Genomic DNA, 25,444 nt, shown 5'->3' on the forward strand with positions numbered 1-25,444 from the left:
ACATGATCGGATTGAACACCGCAGCGGTTTACGTGCTGCAAACCCTCGGCAGCCTGTACCTGCTGATCGTGCTGCTGCGCTTCGTCCTGCAACTGGTGCGGGCGAACTTCTACAACCCGCTGTGCCAGTTCGTGGTCAAGGCCACTCAGCCGCTGCTCAAGCCTTTGCGCCGGATCATCCCGAGCCTGTTCGGCCTCGACATGTCGTCGCTGGTGCTGGCGATTCTGGTGCAACTGCTGCTGATGGCGCTGACCCTGCTGCTGACCTACGGCACCACTGGCAACCCGCTGCAACTGGTGATCTGGTCGCTGATCGGCGTCACTGCACTGTTCCTGAAGATCTTCTTCTTCGCCCTGATCATCAGCGTGATCCTGTCGTGGGTCGCACCGGGCAGCCACAATCCGGGCGCCGAACTGGTCAACCAGATCTGTGAGCCGGCGCTGGCACCGTTCCGCCGCTTCCTGCCGAACCTCGGCGGCCTGGACCTGTCGCCGATCTTCGCCTTCCTTGCGCTGAAATTGATCGACATGCTGGTGATCAACAATCTGGCGGCGATGACGATGATGCCGGAGATTCTGCGTTTGCTGATGTGAGGTCGGGGGATGGGCGCTCGTCTTGATGTCGGCGTCGCCTGCGCCCCTCACCCCAGCCCTCTCCCGAGGGAGAGGGAGCCGATCGGGTTGTTTTCAAGGCCTGAGTTCGACTCGATATCTCAGGTCAGCATCACTCTGAAGATCGCCGCGGTCAGTCCCCTCTCCCTCCGGGAGAGGGTTAGGGTGAGGGCCGCTTGCCGCTACCCCCCACGGTCTTTAGACTTACGCCTCATTTCAACGAGAGCAGGGTCGATGCCAACTGCCTTTCCCGCCGATTCTGTTGGTCTGGTAACGCCGCAAACCGCGCATTTCAGCGAACCGCTGACGCTGGCCTGTGGCCGTTCGCTGGCCGCTTATGACCTGATTTATGAAACCTACGGCACGCTGAACGCCCAGGCGAGCAACGCCGTGCTGATCTGCCACGCGCTGTCCGGTCATCATCACGCCGCTGGTTATCACAGCGTCGACGACCGCAAGCCCGGTTGGTGGGACAGCTGCATCGGCCCCGGCAAGCCGATCGACACCAACAAGTTCTTTGTGGTCAGCCTGAACAACCTCGGCGGCTGCAACGGCTCCACCGGCCCGAGCAGTATCAACCCGGAGACCGGCAAGCCGTTCGGCGCCGACTTCCCGGTGCTCACCGTGGAAGACTGGGTGCACAGCCAGGCGCGCCTTGCTGACCTGCTCGGCATCGGCCAGTGGGCGGCGGTGATCGGCGGCAGCCTCGGCGGCATGCAGGCGTTGCAGTGGACCATCACCTACCCCGATCGCGTGCGGCACTGCCTGGCCATCGCCTCGGCACCAAAACTGTCGGCGCAGAACATCGCCTTCAACGAAGTCGCGCGCCAGGCGATCCTCACCGATCCGGAATTCCACGGTGGTTCGTTCCAGGAAGCCGGCGTGATCCCCAAGCGCGGGCTGATGCTGGCGCGCATGGTCGGGCACATTACCTATCTGTCCGACGACTCCATGGGTGAGAAATTCGGCCGTGGCCTGAAGAGCGAAAAGCTCAACTACGACTTCCACAGTGTCGAGTTCCAGGTCGAAAGCTACCTGCGTTATCAGGGCGAAGAGTTCTCCGGGCGCTTCGATGCCAACACTTATCTGTTGATGACCAAAGCGCTGGACTACTTCGATCCGGCGGCGAACTTCGACGATGATCTGGCGAAAACCTTCGAAAACGCCACGGCCAAGTTCTGCGTGATGTCGTTCACCACCGACTGGCGCTTCTCCCCGGCGCGCTCGCGGGAACTGGTGGATGCGCTGATGGCCGCGCGCAAGGACGTCAGTTATCTGGAAATTGACGCACCGCAGGGCCACGACGCCTTCCTGATTCCGATCCCGCGTTACTTGCAGGCGTTCGGCAATTACATGAACCGCATTTCGTTGTGAGAAAGCCATGAGAGCTGATCTGGAAATCATCCAGGAATGGATCCCCGCCGGCAGCCGCGTCCTCGACTTGGGTTGCGGTGACGGCGAGCTGCTGACCTGGCTGCGCGACAACAAGAACGTCACCGGTTATGGCCTGGAAAACGACGCCGACAACATCGCCGAGTGCGTGGCCAAGGGCATCAACGTCATCGAGCAGGATCTGGACAAAGGCCTGGGCAATTTTGCCAGCAACAGTTTCGACATCGTCGTCATGACCCAGGCCCTGCAAGCGGTGCATTACCCGGACAAGATCCTCGACGAAATGCTCCGGGTCGGCCGTCAGTGCATCATCACCTTCCCCAACTTCGGCCACTGGCGCTGCCGCTGGTACCTGGCGAGCAAGGGCCGCATGCCGGTCTCGGAATTCCTGCCTTACACCTGGTACAACACGCCGAACATTCACTTCTGCACCTTCGAGGATTTCGAAGAGCTGTGCCGCGAACGTGACGCCAAGGTCATTGATCGGCTTGCCGTGGATCAACAGCACCGCCACGGGTGGGCCAGTAAGCTATGGCCTAATCTGTTAGGTGAAATCGGTATCTACCGCGTCAGCAGTCCGCAGTTGGCGGACGCCCGAGTCGCGGTCTGAGCCAGGGCATTTGAAGGAGCACGAACATGAGCCGTCTAGCGTTGCTGTTATTCACCGCCTGCCTGAGCGCCAGCACCATGGCGGCGGACGTCATCAAAGGTGAGCGCAAGGAAACCTTCGGCGACATCACTGTGCACTACAACACCTTCAACTCGACGTTCCTGCAACCGGACATCGCCAAGGCCGCCGAGCTGATCCGCAGCAAGAACCAGGGCGTGATCAATGTTTCGGTGGTCAAGGACGGCAAACCGGTGATCGCCAGCGTCACCGGCACGATCAAGGACCTGACCAGCAACAGCGTGGCGCTGAAATTCCGCCAGGTCACCGAACAGGGCGCGATCTACTACATCGCCCAGTACCCGGTGCCGCAGCAGGAAACCCGCACCTTTGAAGTCAAGGTGCAGAACGGCGACAAGATCAACACCATCAACTTCAACCAAGAACTCTTTCCCGGCGAATGATGAACATCAAGCAGCTCGTACTGGCCAGCCATAACGCCGGCAAACTCAAAGAACTTCAGGCCATGCTCGGTGACTCGGTGCAACTGCGCTCGATTGGCGAATGGAGCAAGGTCGAGCCGGAAGAAACCGGCCTGTCGTTCGTCGAGAACGCGATTCTCAAGGCGCGCAACGCCGCGCGTATTTCCGGGCTGCCGGCACTGGCCGATGATTCCGGGCTGGCGGTGGATTTCCTTGGCGGTGCGCCGGGTATCTACTCGGCGCGTTACGCCGACGGCCAGGGCGATGCGGCGAACAACGCCAAACTGCTCGATGCGCTGAAGGACGTACCGCAAGCCGAGCGCGGCGCGCAGTTCGTCTGCGTATTGGCACTGGTGCGCCACGCCGATGATCCGCTGCCGATTCTCTGCGAAGGCCTGTGGCACGGGCGCATCCTCACCGCTGCCAGCGGCGAGCACGGCTTCGGTTATGACCCACTGTTCTGGGTGCCGGAGCGCGACTGCTCCAGCGCCGAACTGAGCCCGGCCGACAAGAACCAGATCAGCCACCGCGCCCGTGCAATGGATCTGCTGCGCCAGCGTCTGGGCTTGAAATGACCACTGATTCTTCCGCGTCGTCGCTGATTATCGGCGGCGCCGCGTCCTCGCCTCGGGCGCCGCTGCCAACCCTGCCGCCCCTGGCGCTGTACATCCACATTCCGTGGTGTGTACGCAAATGCCCGTATTGCGATTTCAACTCGCACACCGCCAGCCCGGTGCTGCCGGAGCAGGAATACGTCGACGCGCTGCTGGCCGATCTCGATCAGGATCTGCATGCGGTGTATGGCCGTGAGCTGACCTCGATTTTCTTCGGTGGCGGGACGCCGAGCCTGTTCAGCGCCGAAGCCCTCGGGCGTTTGTTGAAGGGTGTCGAGCAGCGCATCCCGTTCGCCGCCGACATCGAAATCACCCTGGAAGCCAACCCGGGCACCTTCGAGCAGGAGAAGTTTGTCGCCTATCGCAAGCTGGGGATCAATCGGCTATCGATCGGTATCCAGAGCTTTCAGCAGGAGAAGCTTGAGGCCCTTGGCCGCATCCACAACGGTGACGAAGCCGTGCGTGCGGCGGGCATGGCGCGACAGGCCGGGTTCGATAACTTCAACCTGGACTTGATGCACGGTTTGCCCGATCAGTCGCTGGACGATGCCCTGAGCGATCTGCGCCAGGCCATTGCGCTGAAACCGACGCACATTTCCTGGTATCAACTGACGCTGGAGCCCAATACGGTGTTCTGGAATCAGCCGCCAGTGCTGCCGGAAGACGACACCCTGTGGGACATTCAGGAAGCCGGTCAGGCGCTGCTGGCCGAGCACGGTTACGCGCAGTACGAAGTGTCGGCGTATGCCCAGGCCGGTCGACCGGCGCGGCATAACCTCAATTACTGGAGCTTCGGCGACTTCATCGGCATCGGCGCCGGCGCCCATGGCAAGCTGAGCCACCCGGACGGGCGCATCGTGCGCACATGGAAAACCCGCCTGCCGAAGGATTATCTGAACCCGGCGAAAAGCTTTCAGGCCGGCGAGAAATCGCTGAGCAATGACGAGATGCCGTTCGAGTTCCTGATGAACGCCCTGCGCCTGACTGCCGGGGTCGAATCGCGCCTGTATCCGGAGCGCACCGGCCTGTCGCTGGACACCCTCGCCGAAGGCCGGCGCGAAGCCGAACAAAGCGGCCTGTTGCAGGTCGAACCGTCACGCCTGGCGGCGACCGAACGCGGCCAACTGTTCCTCAACGATTTGCTGCAACAATTTCTGAACTGACTTCAGCTCAAAGGGAAAACGCATGGATTTGATACTCGACCTGCTGGCCACCGTCTCCCGCTGGAGCCGCAGCAATCTCTCGGAAATCGCCCTGGCGCTGGTCGGTTGCCTGCTGGTGCTGTTCGGCGCTGACTTCAAAGGCTGGGTCGAGCAACGCCTGGGCAGCATCGCCGGCGCCCTGCGCGTGCCCCTGATGGCCCTGCTCTGCCTGATCGGCAGCGGCGCCGCGCTGATCTACGCCACGCCATGGGTGATCAAAGGCCTGAGCCAGTTCAACAACTACAGCCTGGCGCCGGTGCTGCTGGTGGTACTGGTGTTGATCGGTGTGGTTGCTGATCGCCGCTGACCCCGCAAACACCCCAAAACAAAATTTGGGAGCGAGCCTGCTCGCGAAGGCGTCTTGACATCCAACATCATCGTTGATTGTCAGACCGCTTTCGCGAGCAGGCTCGCTCCCACAGTTGATCGCAATGAAAGGGAAGTTCATGAGTAAAAAACTACTGGATGAGACGAGCAAATTTCTTAGCTTCGTGTTGCGTCACGAGCCTCAGGCGATCGGACTGAATCTGAATTCGGAAGGCTGGGCAAATATCGAAGCACTGATCAGCGGCGCGGCGCGTGATGGCAGGCATTTAAGTCGTGAGCTGATTGAAAACGTCGTGACCAGCAGTGACAAGAAGCGTTTTACGATTTCCGCTGATGGCCACTGTATACGCGCTGTTCAAGGCCACTCGACGAAAAGCGTTGATCTGCAATTCGAGCAGAAACAGCCACCGCAAACGCTCTACCACGGAACAGCGACGCGTTTTCTCGACTCGATCCACAGACAAGGCTTGATTCCAGGACAACGCCATCAGGTGCATCTGTCCGACGAAATCGCCACCGCGTCGGCCGTGGGTCAACGCTACGGAACGCCAGTCGTTCTGAAGGTTGCCGCGAAGCAGATGGAAGAACAGGGCTTCAAGTTCCATCAGGCCGAAAATGGCGTCTGGTTGACAGAGCAGGTGCCCGCTCGATTTCTTGCCCCCCTGTAATCTCCTCATACACAAAACAATTGTGGGAGCGAGCCTGCTCGCGAAGGCGTCTTGACATCCAACATCATCGTTGAACGTCAGACCGCTTTCGCGAGCAGGCTCGCTCCCACAGTTTTTTTTGCGTGATGCTTAAGCGATCTTCTCGAACTTCAAATCCCACACGCCATGGCCAAGGCGTTCGCCACGGCGTTCGAACTTGGTGATCGGGCGTTCGGCCGGGCGCGGGACGCATTTGCCGTCTTCGGCAAGGTTGCGGTAGCCGGGGGCGACGTTCATCACTTCCAGCATGTACTCGGCGTACGGCTCCCAGTCGGTGGCCATGTGCAGAATGCCGCCAACCTTCAACTTGCTGCGCACCAGTTCGGCGAACGAGGCCTGGACGATGCGGCGCTTGTGGTGGCGGCTCTTGTGCCACGGATCCGGGAAAAACAGCATCAGGCGATCGAGGCTGTTGTCGGCGATGCAGCGGTTGAGCACTTCGATCGCGTCGCAATCGTAGACCCGCAGGTTGGTCAGCCCTTGGGTCAACACGCCATTGAGCAGCGCGCCAACACCCGGACGGTGCACTTCAACACCGATGAAATCCTGCTCTGGAGCGGCCGCGGCCATTTCCAGCAGCGAATGGCCCATGCCAAAACCGATTTCCAGCGAGCGCGGCGCCGAACGGCCGAACACCTGGTCGTAATCGACCGGCGCATCGGCCAGCGGCAGCACATACAGCGGCGCGCCCTGATCCAGGCCGCGTTGCTGGCCTTCGGTCATGCGCCCGGCGCGCATCACGAAACTCTTGATGCGGCGGTGTTGGCGCTCGTCGCCTTCGTCCGGCTGGACAGGCGTGTCGTTCGATTCAGTCATCAATGGCTCTTACTTGATCAGACCATCCAGCGGCGAAGAGGCGCTGGCATAAAGTTTTTTCGGCATGCGGCCGGCGAGGTATGCCAGGCGACCGGCGACGATGGCGTGCTGCATGGCTTGCGCCATCATGACCGGTTGCTGGGCGTGGGCGATGGCCGAGTTCATCAGTACGGCGTCGCAACCCAGTTCCATGGCGATGGTCGCGTCGGAAGCGGTACCGACACCGGCATCCACCAGCACCGGGATCCTGGCTTCTTCAAGGATGATCTGCAGGTTGTACGGATTGCAGATACCCAGACCGGAGCCGATCAGACCGGCCAGCGGCATCACGGCGATGCAGCCGATTTCCGCCAACTGGCGAGCGATAATCGGGTCATCGCTGGTGTAGACCATCACGTCGAAGCCTTCCTTGACCAGGGTTTCGGCGGCCTTGAGGGTTTCGATCACGTTGGGGAACAGGGTTTTCTGGTCGGCCAGCACTTCCAGCTTCACCAGATTGTGGCCATCGAGCAGCTCACGCGCCAGGCGGCAGGTGCGCACGGCTTCGATGGCGTCGTAGCAACCGGCGGTGTTCGGCAGGAAGGTATAGCGATCCGGCGACAGCACTTCGAGCAGGTTCGGCTCGCCTTCGATCTGGCCCAGGTTGGTGCGGCGCACGGCGAAGGTGACGATTTCGGCACCCGAGGCTTCGATGGCCTGGCGGGTTTCTTCCATGTCACGGTACTTGCCGGTACCGACCAGCAAACGCGACTGGTAAGTACGACCGGCCAGCACAAAAGGCTTGTCGCTACGAACGATGCTCATGGGGAATCCTCTTTAAGGGTGAGGGTCTTGCAGAATTCTGTGCCCTTGCGGGCCGGGACAATCAGCCGCCGCCGATGGCGTGGACCACTTCGACGTTGTCGCCGTCGTTCAACGTGGTGTCGGCATGCTGGCTGCGCGGGACGATGTCCAGATTGAGCTCGACCGCCACCCGACGTCCGGTCAGATCCAGACGGGTGATCAGGTCCGCAACGGTTTCACCGTCGGGCAGTTCAAAGGACTCACCGTTCAACTGAATGCGCATGCACAACGCCGCCATCATTTTTAGGGGCTGGCATTCTAGCCCGATCATGACCTAAAGGTCAGTACCAAGCGTCAAGCGGTTAGCTGCAAGCGCCAGGCGGCGAGGCCGAGGCAAACCCAACCGATGAGAAACGCGAGGCCACCAAAAGGGGTAATGATGCCGAGCTTGCTGATGCCGGTGGTGGTCAGCAGATACAGGCTGCCGGAGAACAACACAATGCCGACGGTGAAGGACACGCCGGCCCAAGTGACCAGCCGCCCTGGAATCTGCGTGGCCAGCAGCGCAACGCCGAACAGTGCGAGCGTGTGCACCAGTTGGTAGGTGACGCCAGTGTGGAAGATCGTCAGGTATTCCGGCGTCAGGCGGTTTTTCAGGCCGTGGGCGGCAAACGCGCCCAGCGCAACACCGGTGAATCCGAAAAAAGCGGCCAGCATCAAAAAGCCACGCAGCATGGGGAACTCCAGTCAGACGCCATCGGCAGGGTCTGTATAATGGCCCGCTCCACGGGTTCGGCCAAGCCATCTCTATGCTGCGTTCAATTTTCCGTCGTCTCACGAAGGCCCTGCTCTGGTTCGCCGGCGGCAGTGTCTTGCTGGTGCTGGTGTTTCGCTTTGTGCCACCGCCGGGCACGGCGTTGATGGTCGAGCGCAAGGTCGAATCCTGGGTCGACGGCGAGCCGATTGACCTGCAGCGCAGCTGGAAACCGTGGAACGAGATCTCCGATGACCTGAAAGTGGCGGTGATTGCCGGCGAAGACCAGAAATTCCCTGAGCACTGGGGTTTCGATCTGCGCGCGATTCAGGCTGCTCTGGCCCACAACGAACTGGGCGGTTCGATTCGCGGTGCCAGCACCTTGAGCCAACAGGTGTCGAAAAACCTCTTTCTGTGGTCGGGCCGCAGTTATCTGCGCAAAGGCCTGGAGGCGTGGTTTACCGCGCTGATCGAGGTGTTCTGGCCCAAGCAGCGAATTCTCGAGGTGTACCTGAACAGCGTCGAGTGGGATGACGGCGTATTTGGCGCTGAAGCGGCGGCCCGCCATCACTTTGGTGTGAGCGCAAAGTCGTTGTCGCGCCAGCAGGCGAGTTATCTGGCTGCCGTACTGCCCAATCCACGGGTGTGGAGCGCGAGTCATCCGACCGGTTATGTATCGCGCCGGGCTGGGTGGATTCGGCAGCAGATGAGTCAGTTGGGCGGGGACAGTTACTTGCTCGGGCTGAACGATTCGCGGCGGGCGCCTTGGGCTGAATAACACCGAAATTCCAATGTGGGAGCGAGCCTGCTCGCGAAAGCGGTGTGTCAGCTTGCATTGATGACACTGATAAACCGCTTTCGCGAGCGGGCTCGCTCCCACAGGGATTTGTGTTGAAACAGAAATGAAAACGCCCCGATCATCGCTGATCGGGGCGTTTTTTATTGCGGATTCGCCAGTTAAGCGGCGATCGACAACTTGAGCTTGTTCATCGCGCTCTTTTCGAGCTGACGGATTCGCTCGGCCGACACGTTGTACTTCTGCGCCAGATCGTGCAGCGTGGCTTTCTCTTCCGCCAGCCAGCGCTGGTAGAGGATGTCACGGCTGCGCTCGTCCAGCACTTCCAGTGCTTCGTGCAGGTTGGTGTTCGAGTTGTCGCTCCAGTCGGCATCTTCCAGTTGACGCGCCGGGTCGTACCGGTGGTCTTCCAGGTAGTTGGCCGGAGACTGGAAAGCACTGTCGTCGTCGGCTTCGGCAGCCGGGTCGAAGGCCATGTCGTGACCGGTCAGACGACTTTCCATCTCGCGCACTTCACGTGGTTCGACGCCAAGGCTTTCCGCCACACGGTGGACTTCCTCGTTATTCAGCCACGCCAGGCGCTTCTTCTGGCTGCGCAGGTTGAAGAACAGCTTGCGCTGGGCCTTGGTGGTCGCGACTTTCACAATGCGCCAGTTGCGCAGGATGAACTCGTGAATTTCCGCCTTGATCCAGTGCACGGCGAACGACACCAGACGCACACCCATTTCCGGGTTGAAGCGCTTGACGGCCTTCATCAGGCCGACGTTACCTTCCTGGATCAGGTCAGCCTGAGCCAGACCGTAGCCGGAATAGCTACGGGCAATGTGTACGACAAAACGCAGGTGGGCGAGCACCATCTGCCGAGCCGCCCCCAAATCCTGCTCATAGTAGAGACTCTCGGCCAGTTCACGCTCCTGCTCCGGCGTCAGCAATGGAATGCTGTTGACGGTGTGCACGTAGGCTTCCAGGTTCGCACCCGGAACCAACGCATACGCAGGTTGCAAAGAATTGGTCATACGAAAAAACCTCCCACTCACATACTCGTGCCTCTCGGCACTGCGAAAAATTGACCGGGAACTCAGGTACAAGTTCCCATAAAAACCGCAAGGTCAATCACGCGCAAAAAAGATTCTACTTCGGCGCCAGCTCCCTGAGATGACGTGCGACTGCAATCCATGCACCGATATAACCCAACAGCACCGCGCCAAGCAAGAGCGACAGACCGTCGGCCACTGGCACACCGGCCAGGGCGAAATCACTGCCGTACAAGCCGGCCAGTCCGACCACCGCATCGTTCAGCCAGTTGAGGCCGAACGCCAATACGCCCCAGGACAACAGCCCTGCACCGAAGCCATACAACGCGCCCATATAAAGGAAAGGGCGGCGCACATAACTGTCAGTGCCGCCGACGAGTTTAATCACTTCTATCTCGGTGCGGCGGTTTTCAATATGAAGACGAATGGTATTGCCTATCACCAAAAGTAATGCAGACACCAACAACACCGTCAGACCGAAGACAAATCGGTCGCCAAGCTTGAGGATGGCGGCCAGACGCTCGACCCAGACTAGATCAAGTTGCGCCTGTTGTACCTTCGGCAGCTCGGAAAGTTTTTGTCTTAATGCTTCGAGTGTCGGCTTGTCGACTTCGTTCGGTGTCACCAGCACCACACCCGGCAAAGGGTTGTCAGGCAGCTCACGCAGGGCCTCGCCCAGGCCGGACTGCTGCTGGAATTCTTCCAGCGCCTGATCGCGGCCGACATATTCGGCATCAGCGACGCCCGGCATGCCTTTGATCTGCTCACGCAGCGCTTCGCCTTGCTCCGGGCTGGCGTCGAGTTGCAGGTACAGGGAAATCTGCGCCGCGCGCTGCCAGGAACCGCCGAGACGTTCGACGTTATTGAGCAACAGCGACAGCCCCATCGGCAGACTCAACGCCACGGCCATCACCATGCAGGTGAAGAAGCTGCCGATCGGCTGTTTGCCGAGACGGCGCAGGCTGTCGAGCAGGCTGGCGCGATGGCTTTCGATCCAGGCGCGAAACAGCGTGGCGAAGTCCGGGCCGTCGTCATCGTCGTGCTTTTTCTTTTTCTGCGGTTGCGGATCGGCGGCCTTCGGGGCCACGCGCTCGGAAACCTTCGGACTGCGTGTCGCACTCATACCCCGGCCTCCCCGTCGCCGATCAGGCGGCCGCGTTGCAGGGTCAGCATGCGATGACGCATGCGCGCGATCAGTGCCAGATCGTGACTGGCGATCAGCACGCTGGTGCCCAGACGGTTGATGTCTTCGAACACACCCATGATTTCGGCGGCCAGACGCGGGTCGAGGTTACCGGTCGGTTCGTCCGCCAGCAGCAAGGCCGGGCGGTGGACGATGGCGCGGGCAATGCCGACGCGCTGTTGCTGACCGGTGGACAGGTCGCCCGGGTACAGATCGGATTTATCCGACAGCGCCACGCGTTCCAGCGCCGAATCGACGCGCTTGGCGATCTCGACTTTCGACAGGCCGAGAATCTGCAGCGGCAAGGCGACGTTGTTGAACACCGTGCGATCGAACAGCAACTGGTGATTCTGGAACACCACGCCGATCTGTCGGCGAAGGAACGGAATCTGCGCGTTGCTGATAGTGCTCAGGTCTTGCCCGGCGAGCAGCAATTTGCCGCTGGTCGGCCGTTCCATTGCCAGCAACAGGCGCAACAGCGTGGATTTACCGGCACCGGAGTGGCCGGTGACAAACAAGAACTCGCCACGACGGACTCGAAAGCTCAGCTCATGCAAGCCGACGTGACCGTTCGGGTAGCGTTTACCGACCTGTTCGAAACGAATCATGAACGCTCCCGCTCGGCAAACAGTGCCTGGACAAAGGGTTCGGCTTCAAAGGTACGCAAATCGTCGATGCCTTCACCGACGCCGATGTAGCGGATCGGCAGGCCGAACTGCTTGGCCAGGGCGAAAATCACCCCGCCCTTGGCAGTGCCATCGAGCTTGGTCAGCGCCAGGCCGGTCAGTTCGACGGTCTGGTTGAACTGCTTGGCCTGGTTGATCGCGTTCTGGCCAGTACCGGCGTCGAGCACCAGCAGCACTTCATGCGGCGCGTCGGCGTCGAGCTTGCCGATCACCCGGCGAACCTTTTTCAGTTCTTCCATCAGGTTGTCTTTGGTGTGCAGACGACCGGCGGTGTCAGCGATCAGCACGTCGATGCCACGGGCCTTGGCCGCTTGCACGGCGTCGAAGATCACCGAAGCGGAATCGGCGCCGGTGTGCTGAGCGATCACCGGAATCTTGTTGCGCTCGCCCCAGACCTGCAATTGCTCTACCGCCGCAGCACGGAAGGTGTCACCAGCGGCGAGCATGACTTTCTTGCCTTCCAGTTGCAGCTTCTTCGCCAGTTTGCCGATGGTGGTGGTTTTGCCGGCGCCGTTGACGCCGACCACCAGAATCACGAAAGGCTTGTTCTGCGAGGCGATTTTCAGCGGTTGTTCAACCGGTTTGAGCATCGCTGCCAGTTCAGCCTGCAGAGATTTATACAGAGCGTCGGCGTCGGCCAGTTCCTTGCGAGCAACCTTCTGGGTCAGACGCTGAATGATCTGCGTCGTAGCCTCGACACCGACGTCGGCGGTCAGCAGTCGGGTTTCGAGGTCATCGAGCAGGTCATCATCGATGGTCTTGCGCCCGAGGAACAGGCTGGCCATGCCCTCGCCGATGCTGGCGCTGGTCTTCGACAGGCCTTGCTTGAGGCGGGCGAAGAAACCGGCTTTGGTTTCTTCGGTGCGCGGGGTTTCGACTGGCGCTTCTACAGGGACTTCGACCGGCACGACCGGAGCGACAACTGGCGCAGCGGCAAGCGGTGCGGGCTCAGGCTCGGATGGCGGAACAACCGGGGCGGCGGGTTCAGAAATGATCGGCGCTGGCTCGGCAACCGGCTCAGGCACAGGCTGCGCAGCCACCTCGGCAACCGGCGCAGGAATCACTGGAGTCACATGCGGCGCTGCTTCTTCAACCAGCGCGACCGGCTCTTCTGCCACCGGCAAGGTCAGCCACGGCTCGGCGGCGGGCGTCAGCGGCAACTCGGCAGCGGCCGGCGTTTCGGGCTCGGCCTCAACCTCCGGTTGCAGCACCGGCTCGGCGATCGGCAGCACAATCGGCGCCGGCTCTTCTTCTATTACAGGTGCAGGTGCAGGCGCAGGGGCCGGCTCAGGAATCGCGGGCGGCTGTTCGACGACGGGTTCCTGCGGTTTCTTCCGCAGCCATCCGAACAGGCTTTTCTTCTCGCCAGCCGCAGCTGGGCTCTTCTTGTCGTCGTTGGAACCAAACATGGAGGACGGCTATCTCACGGTAGCGACGCGCCAACAGGGCGCCCCGGCAAATAAATATTCGATGCAGAACAGACTGTGTTTCACCCAGCTTGTTCACGCGCAACATTTTGTCGAGGCACCGAAGGCACCTCAAGGATCGTATTAACGTTGATCTAAACCGGCAAAGATCGGCGAAAACGCGGAGTTTAGTGGGAAAAACACAGCTTTTCGCCGCGAACCTATACAGCCTTATCAAACCCTGAAGCCTGATAGGCGTGGCCGCCAGTAAAACGGATCAGTATCCTAGGGCGTGTCATTGATCATTACCAGTACCGCGTGGCCGCCTGAAAACGGGCCAGACAAGGCGCAGGCCGCAGGGAATGTGCTTTCCTTGCCAAGGACTGCAACGCAGTATGGCCCGTTTTCAGGCGCCACCCGGAGGGCCGGGCCTGATAGTGTGCAGGGCTGCGTTGCTCGGAGTTTATTTGGAACAACCAAACCACACTCCTCGCGCCTTGCCCTGCACACTATCAGGCGCCGGCGCGGTACTGGTAATGATCAATGACACGCCCTACCTCTCGCCCGCCGACGCTAAGACCAAGCGGGCAGCCCAACAGGTTGAAAAACGAATGAATGCTCTAGCCCGCCGCGCTGCTGGCCTGCTGCTCAGCGCAGTCTGCCTGCCCCTTTCGGCCTTGGCGGCCGACCCGCAACCGACCCATGAATTCACCCTCGACAACGGCCTCAAGGTCGTCGTGCGCGAAGACCATCGTGCGCCGGTGGTCGTTTCCCAGATCTGGTACAAGGTCGGCTCCAGCTACGAGACTCCGGGGCAGACCGGTCTGTCCCACGCGCTCGAGCACATGATGTTCAAGGGCAGCGAAAAAGTCGGCCCCGGCGAAGCCTCGCTGATCCTGCGCGACCTTGGCGCCGAAGAGAACGCCTTTACCAGCGACGACTTCACTGCTTATTACCAGGTGCTGGCCCGCGATCGCCTCGGCGTGGCCTTTGAGCTGGAAGCCGACCGCATGGCCAATCTGCGCCTGCCGGCCGACGAGTTCGCCAAGGAAATCGAAGTCATCAAGGAAGAGCGCCGCCTGCGCACCGATGACAAGCCGATGTCCAAGGCCTACGAGCGCTACAAGGCCATGGCCTACCCGGCCAGCGGTTATCACACGCCGACCATCGGCTGGATGGCTGACCTCGACCGTATGAAAGTCGAGGAACTGCGCCACTGGTACCAATCCTGGTACGCGCCGAACAACGCCACGCTGGTGGTGGTCGGTGACGTCACTCCGGACGAAGTGAAAACCCTCGCCCAGCGCTACTTCGGCCCGGTCGCCAAACGCGACGTGCCACCGGCGAAAAAACCGCTGGAACTGGCCGAGCCCGGCGAACGCCAGATCACCCTGCGCGTGCAGACCCAACTGCCGAGCCTGATGCTTGGCTTCAACGTGCCGAGCATTGCTACCGCTGAAGACAAACGCTCGGTCAACGCCCTGCGCCTGATCTCCGCGCTGCTCGATGGCGGCTACAGCGGGCGCATCCCGACGCAGCTGGAACGTGGCGAAGAGCTGGTCTCCGGCGGCTCGTCGGACTATGACGCCTACACCCGTGGTGACAGCCTGTTCACCCTGTCGGCCACGCCAAATACGCAGAAGAAAAAGACCATCGCCCAGGCCGAAGCCGGCTTGTGGAAACTGCTTGAGCAACTGAAAACCACCGCGCCGTCTGCCGAAGAGCTGGAACGCGTCCGCGCTCAAGTCATCGCCGGCCTGGTCTACGAGCGTGACTCGATCACCAGCCAGGCCACCGCGATCGGTCAACTGGAAACGGTCGGTCTGTCGTGGAAGCTGATGGACACCGAACTGGCCGATCTGGAAAGCGTGACCCCGCAAGACATCCAGAACGCCGCGAAAAAGTATTTCACCCGCGAACGTCTCAGCGTCGCCCACGTCCTGCCTTTGGAGACGACTCATGAGTGAGCGCAAAACCCCACGCCTGATGCTGCTTGGCCTGATTGCTGTCGCGGTGATCGGCTCGGCGGCTGTGTATCTGTCGCCCGGCGCTGACAGCCACGCCAGCGAAGCCTTGGATAACGCCAAGTCCAGCCAGAAACTGCAATCGCTGGCCGAACTCGACGGCAAGGCCCCGGCCAGCCGCAAGCTCGATGTGCAGACCTGGAACACCGCTGAAGGCGCGAAAGTGCTGTTCGTCGAAGCGCATGAGCTGCCGATGTTCGACATGCGCCTGATCTTCGCCGCAGGCAGCAGCCAGGATGGCAACGCGCCCGGCCTCGCGGTGCTGACCAACGCCATGCTCAACGAAGGCATCGCCGGCAAAGACGTCGGCGCCATCGCCCAGGGCTTTGAAGGTCTCGGGGCCGACTTCGGCAACGGTGCGTTCAAGGACATGGCGCTGGCCTCGCTGCGCAGCCTGAGCGCACCTGAGCAGCGTGAACCGGCGTTGAAGCTGTTCGCCGATGTGGTCGGCAAACCGACCTTCCCCGCCGATTCCTTCGCGCGCATCAAGAACCAACTGCTCGCCGGTTTCGAATATCAGAAACAGAACCCCGGCAAACTCGCCAGCCTGGAGCTGATGAAGCGTCTGTATGGCGATCACCCGTACGCGCATTCCAGCGATGGCAATGCGCAGAGCGTGCCGAAGATCACCGTCGCGCAATTGCGCGAGTTTCATGCCAAGGCCTACGCCGCCGGCAATGCGGTGATTGCGCTGGTTGGTGATTTGTCGCGAGCCGAAGCCGAGGCGATCGCCAATCAGGTCTCCTCGGCCCTGCCGAAAGGCCCGGCACTGGCGAAAATCGCCGCACCTCAGGAACCGAAGGCCAGTGTCAACCACATCGAGTTTCCGTCGAAACAGACCAACCTGATGCTCGCGCAACTGGGCATCGATCGCGACGATCCGGATTACGCCGCGCTGTCGCTGGGCAACCAGATCCTCGGCGGCGGTGGTTTCGGTACGCGCCTGATGAGCGAAGTGCGCGAAAAGCGTGGCCTGACCTACGGCGTGTATTCGGCGTTCAGCCCGATGCAGGCCCGTGGCCCGTTCATGATCAACCTGCAGACCCGCGCCGAGATGAGCGAAGGCACCCTGAAACTGGTGCAGGACGTGCTCGCCGACTACCTGAAAACCGGGCCGACACAGAAAGAACTCGACGATGCCAAGCGCGAACTGGCCGGCAGCTTCCCGCTGTCTACCGCGAGCAACGCCGACATCGTTGGCCAACTGGGCGCCATGGGCTTCTATAATCTGCCGCTGAGCTATCTCGACGATTTCATGCGTCAGTCGCAGAGCCTGACCGTAGAGCAGGTCCGCGCTGCGCTGAACAAACACCTGAGCACGGAGAAAATGGTCATCGTCACCGCTGGCCCGACCGTGCCGCAAAAGCCGTTACCGGCCCCATCTGATAAACCTGCCGAGCAACCGCTCGGGGTTCCGGAGCATTAATGGCCACTCGAGCACCGAAAAAACCTGTGCAAAACGTGCACAACGGCGTCAATCAGCTGCGCATCATTGGCGGCCAGTGGCGCAGCCGCAAGCTGAGCTTCCCCGACGCACCGGGCCTGCGCCCGACCCCGGATCGCGTGCGTGAAACCCTGTTCAACTGGCTCGCGCCCTATGTCGAAGGGGCGAAAGTGCTCGACCCGTTCGCCGGCAGCGGCGCGCTGTTTCTCGAAGCGCTGTCCCGAGGCGCGGCCACGGCCCAGGCGCTGGACGCCAGCAACGTTGCGGTTTCCAGTCTGAAGGAACACCTCGGCACGTTGCGTTGCAGCAACGGCCAAGTACAAACCGCCGACGCGCTGCGCTACCTGGAAACCCAGGCCGCGACGCCGTTCGATCTGGTGTTCCTCGACCCGCCGTTCAACCAGAACCTGTTACCAGCGGTTTGTACTTTGCTGGAAGAGCGCCAATGGCTCGCGGCCGATTCGTGGATCTACACGGAAAGCGAAACAGCGCCATCGACGCTGGGCCTGCCGGGCAACTGGCGCCTGCATCGTGAACAGAAATCCGGTCGTGTGTATTACGCGTTGTGGCAGCGCAGCGCCTGAACCATCCGCACTGCGCTTTAGCGTGCGGTAGATAGTTACCGCACCCAGTGCCTCGCAGTCCGCCACAGTGGTTGCCGCAATCTGCGTTAACCACTGAGGATTTCGCGTATGGATACGCTCTGCAGCCGGATGCTGCTTTTTCTTGGCCTCGCGCCGTTCATGACGCTGGCCGCCACGCCCCCGCCGACTCATCAATTCACCCTGGAAAACGGTTTGCAGGTACTGGTGCGCGAGGATCACCGTGCGCCGCTGGTCACTTCGCATTTGTGGTTCAAGGTCGGCTCGGCAGACGAGGCGCCGGGGCAAGCCGGGCTATCGCACGTTCTTGAACACATGCTCTACAAAGGCAGCCGCAAGACCTGCGCCGGTGAGGCTTCGCGTCTTTTGGAATCCCTGGGTGCCGAAGAAAATGCCTTCACCGCCGAGGACGTCACCGGCTACTACCAGACCTTGTCGCCGCGCTATCTGGGCGTGGTTTTCGAGCTGATGGCCGACCTGATGACGACTGCTGATTTGCACGTCGACGACCTGAAAACCGAACTGGCAGTCATCCGCGAAGAGCGCCAGTTGCGCATCGACGACGATGTCGACGCCGCTGTGCTGGAACACTTCACCAGCCAGGCGCATGTCGCCAACAGCTATCGCACGCCAGTCATCGGCTGGATGCACGACCTGCAGCACGTGGACGCCGAGGAACTGCGCCATTGGTATCAAAGCCGTTATGCGCCGGGCAACGCCGTACTGGTGATCGTCGGCGATGTCACGCTCGCACACGTGCAGCCGCTGGCCGAGCGCTATTTTGGCGCGCTCGCAAATCGTCCCGTGCCGCGCCTGTTACGGCCCGTGGAGCTGAAAGTACCGGGCGAGCGCAAACTGACCTTGCAGCGCAATGTCCCAGCAGAGCGGTTGCTGATGGCTTTCAATCTGCCCGGACTGGCCACGGCCAAAGACCTGCACGCCGTGCACGCCCTGCGCCTGATCAACGCGATACTCGGCGGCGCACATGGCGCGCGCCTGCAAAAGAAACTGATTTTCACCGACCGCGTGCTCAATCGTGTCGACACTCACTACGACGAACGGACGCGCGGCGACAGCCTGCTGCTGTTGACTGCCGAGCTGGCCGATCCGCCGCTGACCGATCTTGAAGGTGCGCAAGCGCGGGTGTGGGAGCAGATCGAAACGTTGCGCACCACACCACCGTCGCCGGAAGAGCTCGAGCGGGCACGCACGCAACTGATTGCGCAGCAGGTGTATGCCCGCGATTCGATTCAGGAACAGGCGCGTCATCTGGCCAGGTTCCAGGCCATCGGCTTGCCTTGGCGAATACTCGATGAAGATGCCGCTGCATTGGCGAAAGTGACGCCGCAACAGATCCGCGAAGTGGCCGCCACGTGGCTGACCCCCGAGCGTCTCAGCGTTGCCCACGTGCGCAAGGTGGACGTCCGATGAGCAGGCTCTCAAGGCGCACGGGGTTGGTCCTGATGTGGCTGTCGGCTGCGGCGGCTTGCGCTGATGGTCAGCCTGAACAAGCGCGGACATCGCGCCTGCAATCGCTCAGCGAAGTCCAGGCGCTGGAAATCAAGCCGCGCGCATTGCAGATCAGGGGCTGGAAAACCCTGACCGGCACCAAGGTGCTGTTCGTGCGCACGAGCGATCTGCCGATGTTCGATATTCACGTCAGCTTCGCCGCAGGCAGCGCCCGCGACGGTAGCCTGCCGGGCCTGGCTGCCACGACCTTTTCCATGCTCAATGAAGGTATCCCCGGCAAGGATTTGTCCGCCATCGTCGAAACCTTCGACGGGCTCGGCGCGCAATGGGAAATGGACATCGATCACGACCGCGCCGTGTTCTCCCTGCGCAGCCTCAGCGATCCGGCCAAGCGCCTACCGGCGATGGATCTGTTGACGCGAATATTCAGCGAGCCATCGCTCAGCGCCCAGCGCCTGCCGCCAGTGAAAGACGAACTGCGCGCCGCGCTCATCGCAGAGCAAGGCGATGCCGCGGGTCTGGCCTCGCAGAGCATCAAGGCACTGCTTGCGCCGGACAGCCCGTACAGCCTTCCGGTCTATGGCACGCAATGGGGCCTCAATGCCATGACCCGGGCCGCCGTGGAGGATTTCCATCGCCGCTATTACGCTGCCCGACATGCGCAAATCACCCTGGTCGGCGACCTCACTCTGGACCAGGCACAAGCGATCAGCCTGCAGATCAGCAATGCCCTGCCCAAGCCTCCTGACGCGCTGGTATCTTCAGCAATGGCAACACCCGGAAACGTCCAGTCCAGTCACCTGGAACTGAATCAACTGCAGACCCACATTGCCCTTGCCCAAATCAGCGTGCCGCGACGACATGCCGATCACACCGCCTTGTACGCCGCCAGTCAGATTCTCGCCGGAGGCAGCAACAGTCGGTTGATGAATGAACTGCGGCACAAGCGCGGACAGGTTTATGACGTGTATGGCGCCAGCGTCAATTGGGCTGGTGGCGCCGGGTTGCTGACCGTCACCTTGCAGACCGGTAGCTCCATGAGCGACAGCACCGTCGCTTTGGTGCGCTCGATGCTCAATGATTTTCTTCGGCAAGGGCCGACCGCCCCGGAACTCGAGCACCTCAAGCGCAGGCTGGCCAACAGAAATGTGCTCACCAGCGCCAGCAACCGGCACATTCTGGCCAGACTCGTGGAGATCAACCGCTACGACTTGCCGCTCGATCTGGATTACACAATGCAACAAGTGCAGAAGCTGACGGTGGACGACATCAAACTCGCTATGAACCGTCACTTGTCTGTTGATCGCTGGGTGTCGGTTACGGTCGGCCCCAGTGTCGAGCAACAGCCACTGCCTGGACCGGAGGTTGCGCCGATCGGTCAGGCTGAAGAGGACATGTGTCGCGCCGACCCGGGCTTTGTGGCAAGTTAGGCGCTTTCGTTGAGAAGCGACAGCCCGCCCTGTGCGCCGGTCGCTTTACGCAAGACCTGTCGAGATTTGCCGTGCAATCACCGTCCCCGCTTCCCGCCTCGCGTTTCGTTCCGGCCTTCGGCCTCGGCAATCCGCATCTGCAAACCCTGTGGGGTCCGCTGTGGCGCAAGACCGTGCACATCGAGCGCGAACGCGAACGCCTGTGGCTCGAGGACGGCGACTTCCTCGACCTCGACTGGCACGGCCCGCACAGCGCCGAGGCGCCGTTGGTACTGGTGCTGCACGGTTTGACCGGCTCATCCAATTCGCCCTATGTGGCGGGCATTCAAAAGGCCTTGGCCGAGCAGGGCTGGGCCAGCGTCGCGCTGAACTGGCGCGGTTGTTCCGGCGAGCCGAATCTGTTGCCGCGCAGCTACCACTCCGGCGCCAGCGAAGACCTTGCCGAAGCCATCCAGCACCTGCGCGCGAAACGACCGTTGGCGCCGTTGTACGCGGTCGGCTATTCACTGGGCGGCAACGTGCTGCTCAAACATCTTGGCGAAACCGGCAGCAACAGCGGTGTGCTCGGCGCGGTGGCGGTGTCGGTACCGTTCAGGCTCGACCAGTGCGCAGACCGGATTGGCCAGGGATTTTCGCGGGTTTATCAGGCGCATTTCATGCGCGAAATGGTCGCCTACATCAAGAACAAGCAGCGCCAGTTCCAGCATGACGGGCGCGAAGACGGCCTGGCGAAACTGGCCGCGCTCGGCTCGCTGGAAAACATGCGTACGTTCTGGGATTTCGACGGCCGGGTCACCGCGCCGCTGCATGGTTTCACCGATGCCGAGGATTACTACCGCCGCGCCTCGAGCCGCTACTACCTCGGCGAGATCCGCACGCCGACGCTGATCATTCAGGCAGCGGATGATCCGTTCGTATTTCCCCACAGCCTGCCGCAAGCCGATGAGTTGTCAGCCTGCACCCGGTTCGAATTGCAGGCGCGTGGCGGTCATGTCGGCTTCGTCGACGGCTCGTTTCGCCGGCCCGGGTATTACCTGGAGCGGCGTGTCCCGCAATGGCTGGCCGCACTCGGTCAATAAACGCCGCATGGCCCTTGCAGGAGTGAGCCTGCTCGCGATGGCGATGGGTCAGTCTGGAAATTCAATGCCTGACAGGACGCCTTCGCGAGCAGGCTCGCTCCCACAGGGATTTGTGTCGGCATGAAAATGCATGGCACAACCTGGTTCAATGTGGGAGCGATCCTGCTCGCGAAAGCGGTGAGTCAGGTGGCATTTAACTCACAGACACACCGCCATCGCGAGCAGGCTCACTCCTACAGGAGATCGCTGGGCTTATTCGCCCGTGGCAATGCCGCGCGACGGTTCGTTGATCCACTCGCTCCACGATCCGGCATACAGCGCCCCCAGCGGATAGCCAGCCAGGCACAGTGCGAACAGGTTATGGCACGCCGTCACCCCGGAGCCGCAGTAGGCGACCAGTTCCGACGGTGAGCGATCACCCAGCTTCGCGGCAAAGCGCTGCTTGAGCTGCTCCGCCGGCAAAAAACGTCCATCACTGCCGAGGTTGTCGGTGAACGCCGCGCACTGCGCGCCGGGAATGTGCCCGGCGACCGGATCGATCGGTTCCACTTCGCCCTTGAAGCGCGGCAAGGCGCGGGCGTCGAGCAGGGTCAGGGTTGGCTGGCCGAGACGTTGTAGCAGTTGCTCGGCGCTGAGCAGCAGGCTCATGTCCGGCTGACCGCTGAAGTGGCCGGGCGTCATGCTCGGCGGATCCAGGCTCAGCGGCAGGCCGGCCGCGTGCCAGGCCTTGAGCCCGCCGTCGAGAATGAACACGCCGTCGCGCTTGCCCAGCCATGCCAGCAACCACCACGCCCGCGCCGCATACGCACCCGGGCCGTCGTCGTACAAAACCACATCGCTGTCGTTGCTGATGCCCCAGGCTTGCAGGCGCTCGATCAACACCGCCGGCTCGGGCAACGGATGACGCCCGGTCACGCCCTTCTCGACTTTACCGCTCAGATCCCGCTCCAGATCGGCGAAACTCGCCCCGGCAATGTGCCCTTCGGCGTAGCTGCGCTGGCCGTAATCCGGATCCTCGAGGGCGAAACGACAATCGAGAATCACCAGCCCCGGCTGCTCTTTGCGAGCGTCCAAAGCTTGTGGGCTGATCAACTGCGCAATCGACATAACGGGCTCCTGTGGAATTCGGCTGAACGGTTTATTTCACGTCTTCAAGGGCCTGCGCCAGCGGCACATAGAACTCGTCGAACAGTGCGTTGACTTCATCCCGCGCCTGATCGGTGACAAACCCTGCCTCAAGCACCAACACCTGATACACGCCACGCTTCACGGCCTGTTCGCTGAGGTGGTTGGAGTTTTCCCGGGTGGTGCACAGAAAACGCACCCACGAGGTCAGGATGATCCACGCATTGAGGGTCAGCGATTCGATCTGCACACGGTCCATTTTCAGGATGCCGGCGGCGACGAAGCCTTCGTAGATCGCTGCGCCCTGGATCACGCAGCGCTGGGAAAAGCGCCGATAGCGCGCGGCCAGTTCCGCATCGCTGTCGAGCAGATGCTCAAGATCGCGATGCAGAAAACGGTAACGCCACATGGCCGAGAGCAGTTCCTTGAGATAGAAACGCTTGTCCTCGACGGTCGCCGGGCGGCCCTGAGGCGGACGCAAAAAGCTGTCCACCAGGGCTTCGTACTCACTGAACAACACGGCGATGATCGCCTGCTTGTTGGGGAAGTGGTAGTACAGGTTGCCCGGAGAAATCTCCATGTGCGCGGCGATGTGGTTGGTGCTGACGCTGCGCTCGCCCTGCTGATTGAACAGCTCCAGGCTGTTCTGAACGATGCGCTCGCTGGTTTTTATTCGTGGGGCCATGGCTTGAGCTTTAATTCAGAGTGCGTAGACGGCGCATCTTACGACCTAACCGGAAATGGATAAAACCTTGCCGTGCACGGAAGTCGTTTGACTTTCTAGAGCTTAGACTCTAAAAAGTGCCCATTACAATAAAATCCGGAGCCCGCGATGACTGCCGACATTGCCTACCTGCAAACCCTGCAACAGCCTCTTGAAACCCTCGATCGGCAGTTCCAGGCACAACGGGCCGCGTACGCCGCCAACCCGATGCCGCCGGCCGCACAGCGGCAACAATGGCTCAAGGCTTTGCGCGATTTGCTCAGCGCTGAGCGGCAGGCATTGATCGAGGCGATCAGCGCCGATTTCAGTCACCGCAGCGCCGACGAGACCCTGCTCGCCGAACTGATGCCGAGCCTGCACGGCATTCACTACGCCAGCTGTCACCTGAAAAAATGGATGAAGCCATCGCGGCGCAAGGTCGGCATGGCCTTCCAGCCTGCTTCGGCAAAGGTTGTTTACCAGCCGCTGGGCGTGGTCGGTGTGATCGTGCCGTGGAACTACCCGCTGTATCTGGCCGTAGGGCCGATGGTCGGCGCCCTGGCGGCGGGCAATCGGGTGATGCTCAAGCTCAGCGAATCGACCCCGGCCACCGGCCTGTTGCTCAAAGAGCTGCTCGCGCGGATCTTTCCCGAAGACCTGGTTTGCGTGGTGCTGGGTGAGGCAGATATCGGCGTGGCGTTCTCGCGTCTGCCGTTCGATCACTTGCTGTTCACCGGTTCCACCAGCGTCGGCAAACACGTCATGCGCGCTGCGGCGGAAAACCTCACGCCGGTCACCCTGGAACTGGGCGGCAAGTCGCCGGCCATCGTCTCCACAGACGTACCGCTCAAGGACGCCGCCGAACGCATCGCCTTCGGCAAAACCCTCAACGCCGGGCAGACCTGCGTCGCGCCCGACTATGTGCTGGTGCCGGAAGACCGCGTCGGCGCCTTCGTCGAGGCCTACCGTCAGGCTGTGAAAGGCTTCTACCCGACACTGGCCGACAACGCCGACTACACCGCGATCATCAACGAACGCCAGTTGGCCCGACTGAACGGTTACGTCAGCGACGCGACCAGCAAGGGCGCGCTGCTGATCCCACTGTTCGAACAAGGCCAGGGCCGACGCATGCCACACAGCGTGCTGCTCAATGTCAGCGATGAGATGACGGTGATGCAGGACGAGATTTTCGGCCCGTTGCTGCCGATCGTGCCCTATCGCGATCTGGAGCAGGCATTCGCTTACATCAATCAGCGGCCTCGTCCTCTGGCTCTTTACTACTTTGGCTACGACAAACGCGAACAGCATCGCGTGCTGCACGAGACCCATTCCGGCGGCGTATGCCTGAACGACACCTTGTTGCATGTCGCTCAGGACGATATGCCCTTCGGTGGCATCGGCCCCTCGGGCATGGGCCATTACCACGGCCACGAAGGTTTCCTGACCTTCAGCAAGGCCAAGGGCGTGCTGATCAAACAGCGCTTCAACGCGGCCCGGCTTATCTACCCGCCCTACGGCACATCGATTCAGAAACTGATTCAGAAGCTGTTCATTCGCTAAACGTTCGTCGACGCCGGGTAATAAAAACAATGCACCCAAGCCTGACCGAAACACCTGCCCTGTCGCGCCGTGGCCTGCTGAAATTCAGCCTCGGCGCCAGCGCGTTTCTCGCCACCGCCGGCCTTGGCGCCAGCCTCACTGGCTGCTCGTCGAGCGTCAGCGCCAACGGCTTCGTCAGTTTGCGCGACGGCGATCTGCTGTTCCTGCGCGCGCTGATCCCGGTGATGCTCGACGGCGCCGTCGCCGCCGGGGAAATGCCCGCAGCGCTAGACGGCACGCTGAAGTCGCTGGACTACAGCCTTGATCACGTGTCGCCGGAAATGCTCAAGCTCACTCGGCAACTCTTCGATGTGCTCGGCATAGCCGTGACCCGTGGCCCGCTCACCGGCATCTGGGGCAGTTGGGAAAACGCCAGCCCTGAAGCGATGCGGCATTTCCTCGAACGCTGGGAGAACAGTTCACTGAGCTTGCTGCGCATGGGCCATAGCTCGTTGCAGCAGATGGTGATGATGGCCTGGTACACCCGCGCCGAGTCCTGGGCTCACTGCGGTTATCCCGGTCCGCCGAAGGTCTGAAACCAGGGTGCAGCCTTCGCGAGCAGGCTCGC

At 61.4% G+C, this 25,444-nt stretch carries 27 protein-coding genes; 17 read left to right on the forward strand and 10 right to left on the reverse strand.

The annotated features are described in order from the left end of the window. Positions 1 to 2: 2 nt before the first annotated feature. The 8 genes from PSH90_RS24960 to PSH90_RS24995 all read left to right on the forward strand — a co-directional run bounded on the left by PSH90_RS24960 (position 3) and on the right by PSH90_RS24995 (position 5,903). Positions 3 to 593, forward strand: coding sequence for a YggT family protein (locus PSH90_RS24960; protein ID WP_016772729.1), 591 nt, complete (start codon positions 3 to 5; stop codon positions 591 to 593). A 252-nt stretch (positions 594 to 845) separates the two neighbouring features. Next, the gene (locus tag PSH90_RS24965) at positions 846 to 1,985 is read left to right on the forward strand and encodes a homoserine O-acetyltransferase (protein WP_024014658.1); all 1,140 of its coding nucleotides are present in this window, start codon (positions 846 to 848) and stop codon (positions 1,983 to 1,985) included. 7 nt (positions 1,986 to 1,992) lie between these two features. Beyond that, on the forward strand, positions 1,993 to 2,613 hold the full coding sequence (metW, locus tag PSH90_RS24970; RefSeq protein ID WP_056786380.1) for a methionine biosynthesis protein MetW: 621 nt from the start codon (positions 1,993 to 1,995) through the stop codon (positions 2,611 to 2,613). A 26-nt stretch (positions 2,614 to 2,639) separates the two neighbouring features. Further along, complete coding sequence (locus PSH90_RS24975) at positions 2,640 to 3,074, forward strand: DUF4426 domain-containing protein (protein WP_305381688.1); 435 nt, start codon at positions 2,640 to 2,642, stop codon at positions 3,072 to 3,074. Beyond that, a complete protein-coding gene (gene rdgB / locus PSH90_RS24980; RefSeq protein WP_024014661.1) occupies positions 3,071 to 3,667 on the forward strand; it encodes an RdgB/HAM1 family non-canonical purine NTP pyrophosphatase in 597 nt (198 codons plus the stop codon). The genes PSH90_RS24975 and rdgB overlap by 4 nt, the downstream gene beginning before the upstream one ends. Beyond that, positions 3,664 to 4,869 carry a radical SAM family heme chaperone HemW gene (hemW, locus tag PSH90_RS24985; RefSeq protein ID WP_056786374.1) on the forward strand — a complete coding sequence of 402 codons (1,206 nt, stop codon included), beginning with the start codon at positions 3,664 to 3,666 and terminating at the stop codon, positions 4,867 to 4,869. Before rdgB ends, hemW begins: the two co-directional genes overlap by 4 nt. 22 nt (positions 4,870 to 4,891) lie before the next feature. Beyond that, a complete protein-coding gene (locus tag PSH90_RS24990) occupies positions 4,892 to 5,215 on the forward strand; it encodes a DUF3392 domain-containing protein (protein ID WP_008083808.1) in 324 nt (107 codons plus the stop codon). A gap of 139 nt (positions 5,216 to 5,354) precedes the next feature. Continuing rightward, entirely contained in the window at positions 5,355 to 5,903 is a 549-nt protein-coding gene (locus PSH90_RS24995) for an RNA 2'-phosphotransferase (RefSeq protein ID WP_305381689.1), read from the forward strand. A 129-nt stretch (positions 5,904 to 6,032) separates the two neighbouring features. On the opposite strand, the gene trmB is transcribed toward PSH90_RS24995, so the two are convergent. The 4 genes from trmB to PSH90_RS25015 form a co-directional block, all read right to left on the reverse strand. After that, positions 6,033 to 6,758 carry a tRNA (guanosine(46)-N7)-methyltransferase TrmB gene (gene trmB / locus PSH90_RS25000; RefSeq protein ID WP_024014663.1) on the reverse strand — a complete coding sequence of 242 codons (726 nt, stop codon included), beginning with the start codon at positions 6,756 to 6,758 and terminating at the stop codon, positions 6,033 to 6,035. Between the two features lie 9 nt (positions 6,759 to 6,767). Further along, positions 6,768 to 7,562: a thiazole synthase gene (locus tag PSH90_RS25005; protein ID WP_041476820.1), complete on the reverse strand. Its 795-nt coding sequence runs from the start codon at positions 7,560 to 7,562 to the stop codon at positions 6,768 to 6,770. 61 nt (positions 7,563 to 7,623) lie between these two features. Then, positions 7,624 to 7,824, reverse strand: coding sequence for a sulfur carrier protein ThiS (gene thiS, locus PSH90_RS25010; RefSeq protein WP_052392133.1), 201 nt, complete (start codon positions 7,822 to 7,824; stop codon positions 7,624 to 7,626). 71 nt (positions 7,825 to 7,895) lie between these two features. Next, a complete protein-coding gene (locus tag PSH90_RS25015; protein WP_056786365.1) occupies positions 7,896 to 8,276 on the reverse strand; it encodes a DUF423 domain-containing protein in 381 nt (126 codons plus the stop codon). A gap of 74 nt (positions 8,277 to 8,350) precedes the next feature. Between PSH90_RS25015 and mtgA the strand changes: the two genes are divergently transcribed. Next, positions 8,351 to 9,073 carry a monofunctional biosynthetic peptidoglycan transglycosylase gene (gene mtgA / locus PSH90_RS25020; RefSeq protein ID WP_056786362.1) on the forward strand — a complete coding sequence of 241 codons (723 nt, stop codon included), beginning with the start codon at positions 8,351 to 8,353 and terminating at the stop codon, positions 9,071 to 9,073. Between the two features lie 179 nt (positions 9,074 to 9,252). Here the strand turns inward: mtgA and rpoH are convergent, their stop codons facing one another. The 4 genes from rpoH to ftsY all read right to left on the reverse strand — a co-directional run bounded on the left by rpoH (position 9,253) and on the right by ftsY (position 13,403). Continuing rightward, positions 9,253 to 10,107, reverse strand: a complete 855-nt coding sequence (gene rpoH, locus PSH90_RS25025) for an RNA polymerase sigma factor RpoH (protein WP_016772717.1) — start codon at positions 10,105 to 10,107, stop codon at positions 9,253 to 9,255. Positions 10,108 to 10,222: 115 nt separating this feature from the next. Continuing rightward, positions 10,223 to 11,248, reverse strand: coding sequence for a permease-like cell division protein FtsX (gene ftsX / locus PSH90_RS25030; protein ID WP_016772716.1), 1,026 nt, complete (start codon positions 11,246 to 11,248; stop codon positions 10,223 to 10,225). Then, positions 11,245 to 11,916 (reverse strand): cell division ATP-binding protein FtsE, encoded by a 672-nt coding sequence (gene ftsE / locus PSH90_RS25035; RefSeq protein ID WP_016772715.1) that lies wholly within the window; start codon positions 11,914 to 11,916, stop codon positions 11,245 to 11,247. Before ftsE ends, ftsX begins: the two co-directional genes overlap by 4 nt. Next, the gene (ftsY, locus tag PSH90_RS25040; protein ID WP_305381690.1) at positions 11,913 to 13,403 is read right to left on the reverse strand and encodes a signal recognition particle-docking protein FtsY; all 1,491 of its coding nucleotides are present in this window, start codon (positions 13,401 to 13,403) and stop codon (positions 11,913 to 11,915) included. The genes ftsE and ftsY overlap by 4 nt, the downstream gene beginning before the upstream one ends. Positions 13,404 to 14,011: 608 nt before the next feature. On the opposite strand from ftsY, the gene PSH90_RS25045 reads away from it, so the two are divergent. From PSH90_RS25045 to PSH90_RS25070, 6 genes are all read left to right on the forward strand, one after another. Next, positions 14,012 to 15,367, forward strand: a complete 1,356-nt coding sequence (locus PSH90_RS25045) for a pitrilysin family protein (protein ID WP_041476824.1) — start codon at positions 14,012 to 14,014, stop codon at positions 15,365 to 15,367. After that, entirely contained in the window at positions 15,360 to 16,850 is a 1,491-nt protein-coding gene (locus PSH90_RS25050; protein ID WP_305381692.1) for a pitrilysin family protein, read from the forward strand. The genes PSH90_RS25045 and PSH90_RS25050 overlap by 8 nt, the downstream gene beginning before the upstream one ends. Further along, positions 16,850 to 17,452 carry a 16S rRNA (guanine(966)-N(2))-methyltransferase RsmD gene (rsmD, locus tag PSH90_RS25055; protein WP_041476826.1) on the forward strand — a complete coding sequence of 201 codons (603 nt, stop codon included), beginning with the start codon at positions 16,850 to 16,852 and terminating at the stop codon, positions 17,450 to 17,452. The genes PSH90_RS25050 and rsmD overlap by 1 nt, the downstream gene beginning before the upstream one ends. A gap of 108 nt (positions 17,453 to 17,560) precedes the next feature. Further along, positions 17,561 to 18,901 (forward strand): pitrilysin family protein, encoded by a 1,341-nt coding sequence (locus PSH90_RS25060; protein WP_305381693.1) that lies wholly within the window; start codon positions 17,561 to 17,563, stop codon positions 18,899 to 18,901. Then, positions 18,898 to 20,370 carry a pitrilysin family protein gene (locus PSH90_RS25065; protein WP_305381694.1) on the forward strand — a complete coding sequence of 491 codons (1,473 nt, stop codon included), beginning with the start codon at positions 18,898 to 18,900 and terminating at the stop codon, positions 20,368 to 20,370. The genes PSH90_RS25060 and PSH90_RS25065 overlap by 4 nt, the downstream gene beginning before the upstream one ends. A 71-nt stretch (positions 20,371 to 20,441) precedes the next feature. Next, positions 20,442 to 21,449 carry a hydrolase gene (locus PSH90_RS25070; RefSeq protein ID WP_305381695.1) on the forward strand — a complete coding sequence of 336 codons (1,008 nt, stop codon included), beginning with the start codon at positions 20,442 to 20,444 and terminating at the stop codon, positions 21,447 to 21,449. A 252-nt stretch (positions 21,450 to 21,701) separates the two neighbouring features. Here PSH90_RS25070 and PSH90_RS25075 read toward each other — a convergent pair whose 3' ends face one another. Together PSH90_RS25075 and PSH90_RS25080 are read right to left on the reverse strand one after the other, a co-directional pair. After that, on the reverse strand, positions 21,702 to 22,556 hold the full coding sequence (locus tag PSH90_RS25075) for a sulfurtransferase (RefSeq protein ID WP_252877057.1): 855 nt from the start codon (positions 22,554 to 22,556) through the stop codon (positions 21,702 to 21,704). A gap of 31 nt (positions 22,557 to 22,587) precedes the next feature. After that, entirely contained in the window at positions 22,588 to 23,259 is a 672-nt protein-coding gene (locus tag PSH90_RS25080; RefSeq protein WP_016772708.1) for a TetR/AcrR family transcriptional regulator, read from the reverse strand. Positions 23,260 to 23,406: 147 nt separating this feature from the next. Between PSH90_RS25080 and PSH90_RS25085 the strand changes: the two genes are divergently transcribed. After that, complete coding sequence (locus tag PSH90_RS25085; protein WP_305381696.1) at positions 23,407 to 24,837, forward strand: coniferyl aldehyde dehydrogenase; 1,431 nt, start codon at positions 23,407 to 23,409, stop codon at positions 24,835 to 24,837. Between the two features lie 29 nt (positions 24,838 to 24,866). Beyond that, entirely contained in the window at positions 24,867 to 25,412 is a 546-nt protein-coding gene (locus PSH90_RS25090) for a twin-arginine translocation pathway signal protein (protein ID WP_305381697.1), read from the forward strand. Positions 25,413 to 25,444: the final 32 nt, after the last annotated feature.

This window comes from Pseudomonas sp. FP1762, from assembly GCF_030687105.1.
Lineage (GTDB): Bacteria > Pseudomonadota > Gammaproteobacteria > Pseudomonadales > Pseudomonadaceae > Aquipseudomonas > Aquipseudomonas siliginis.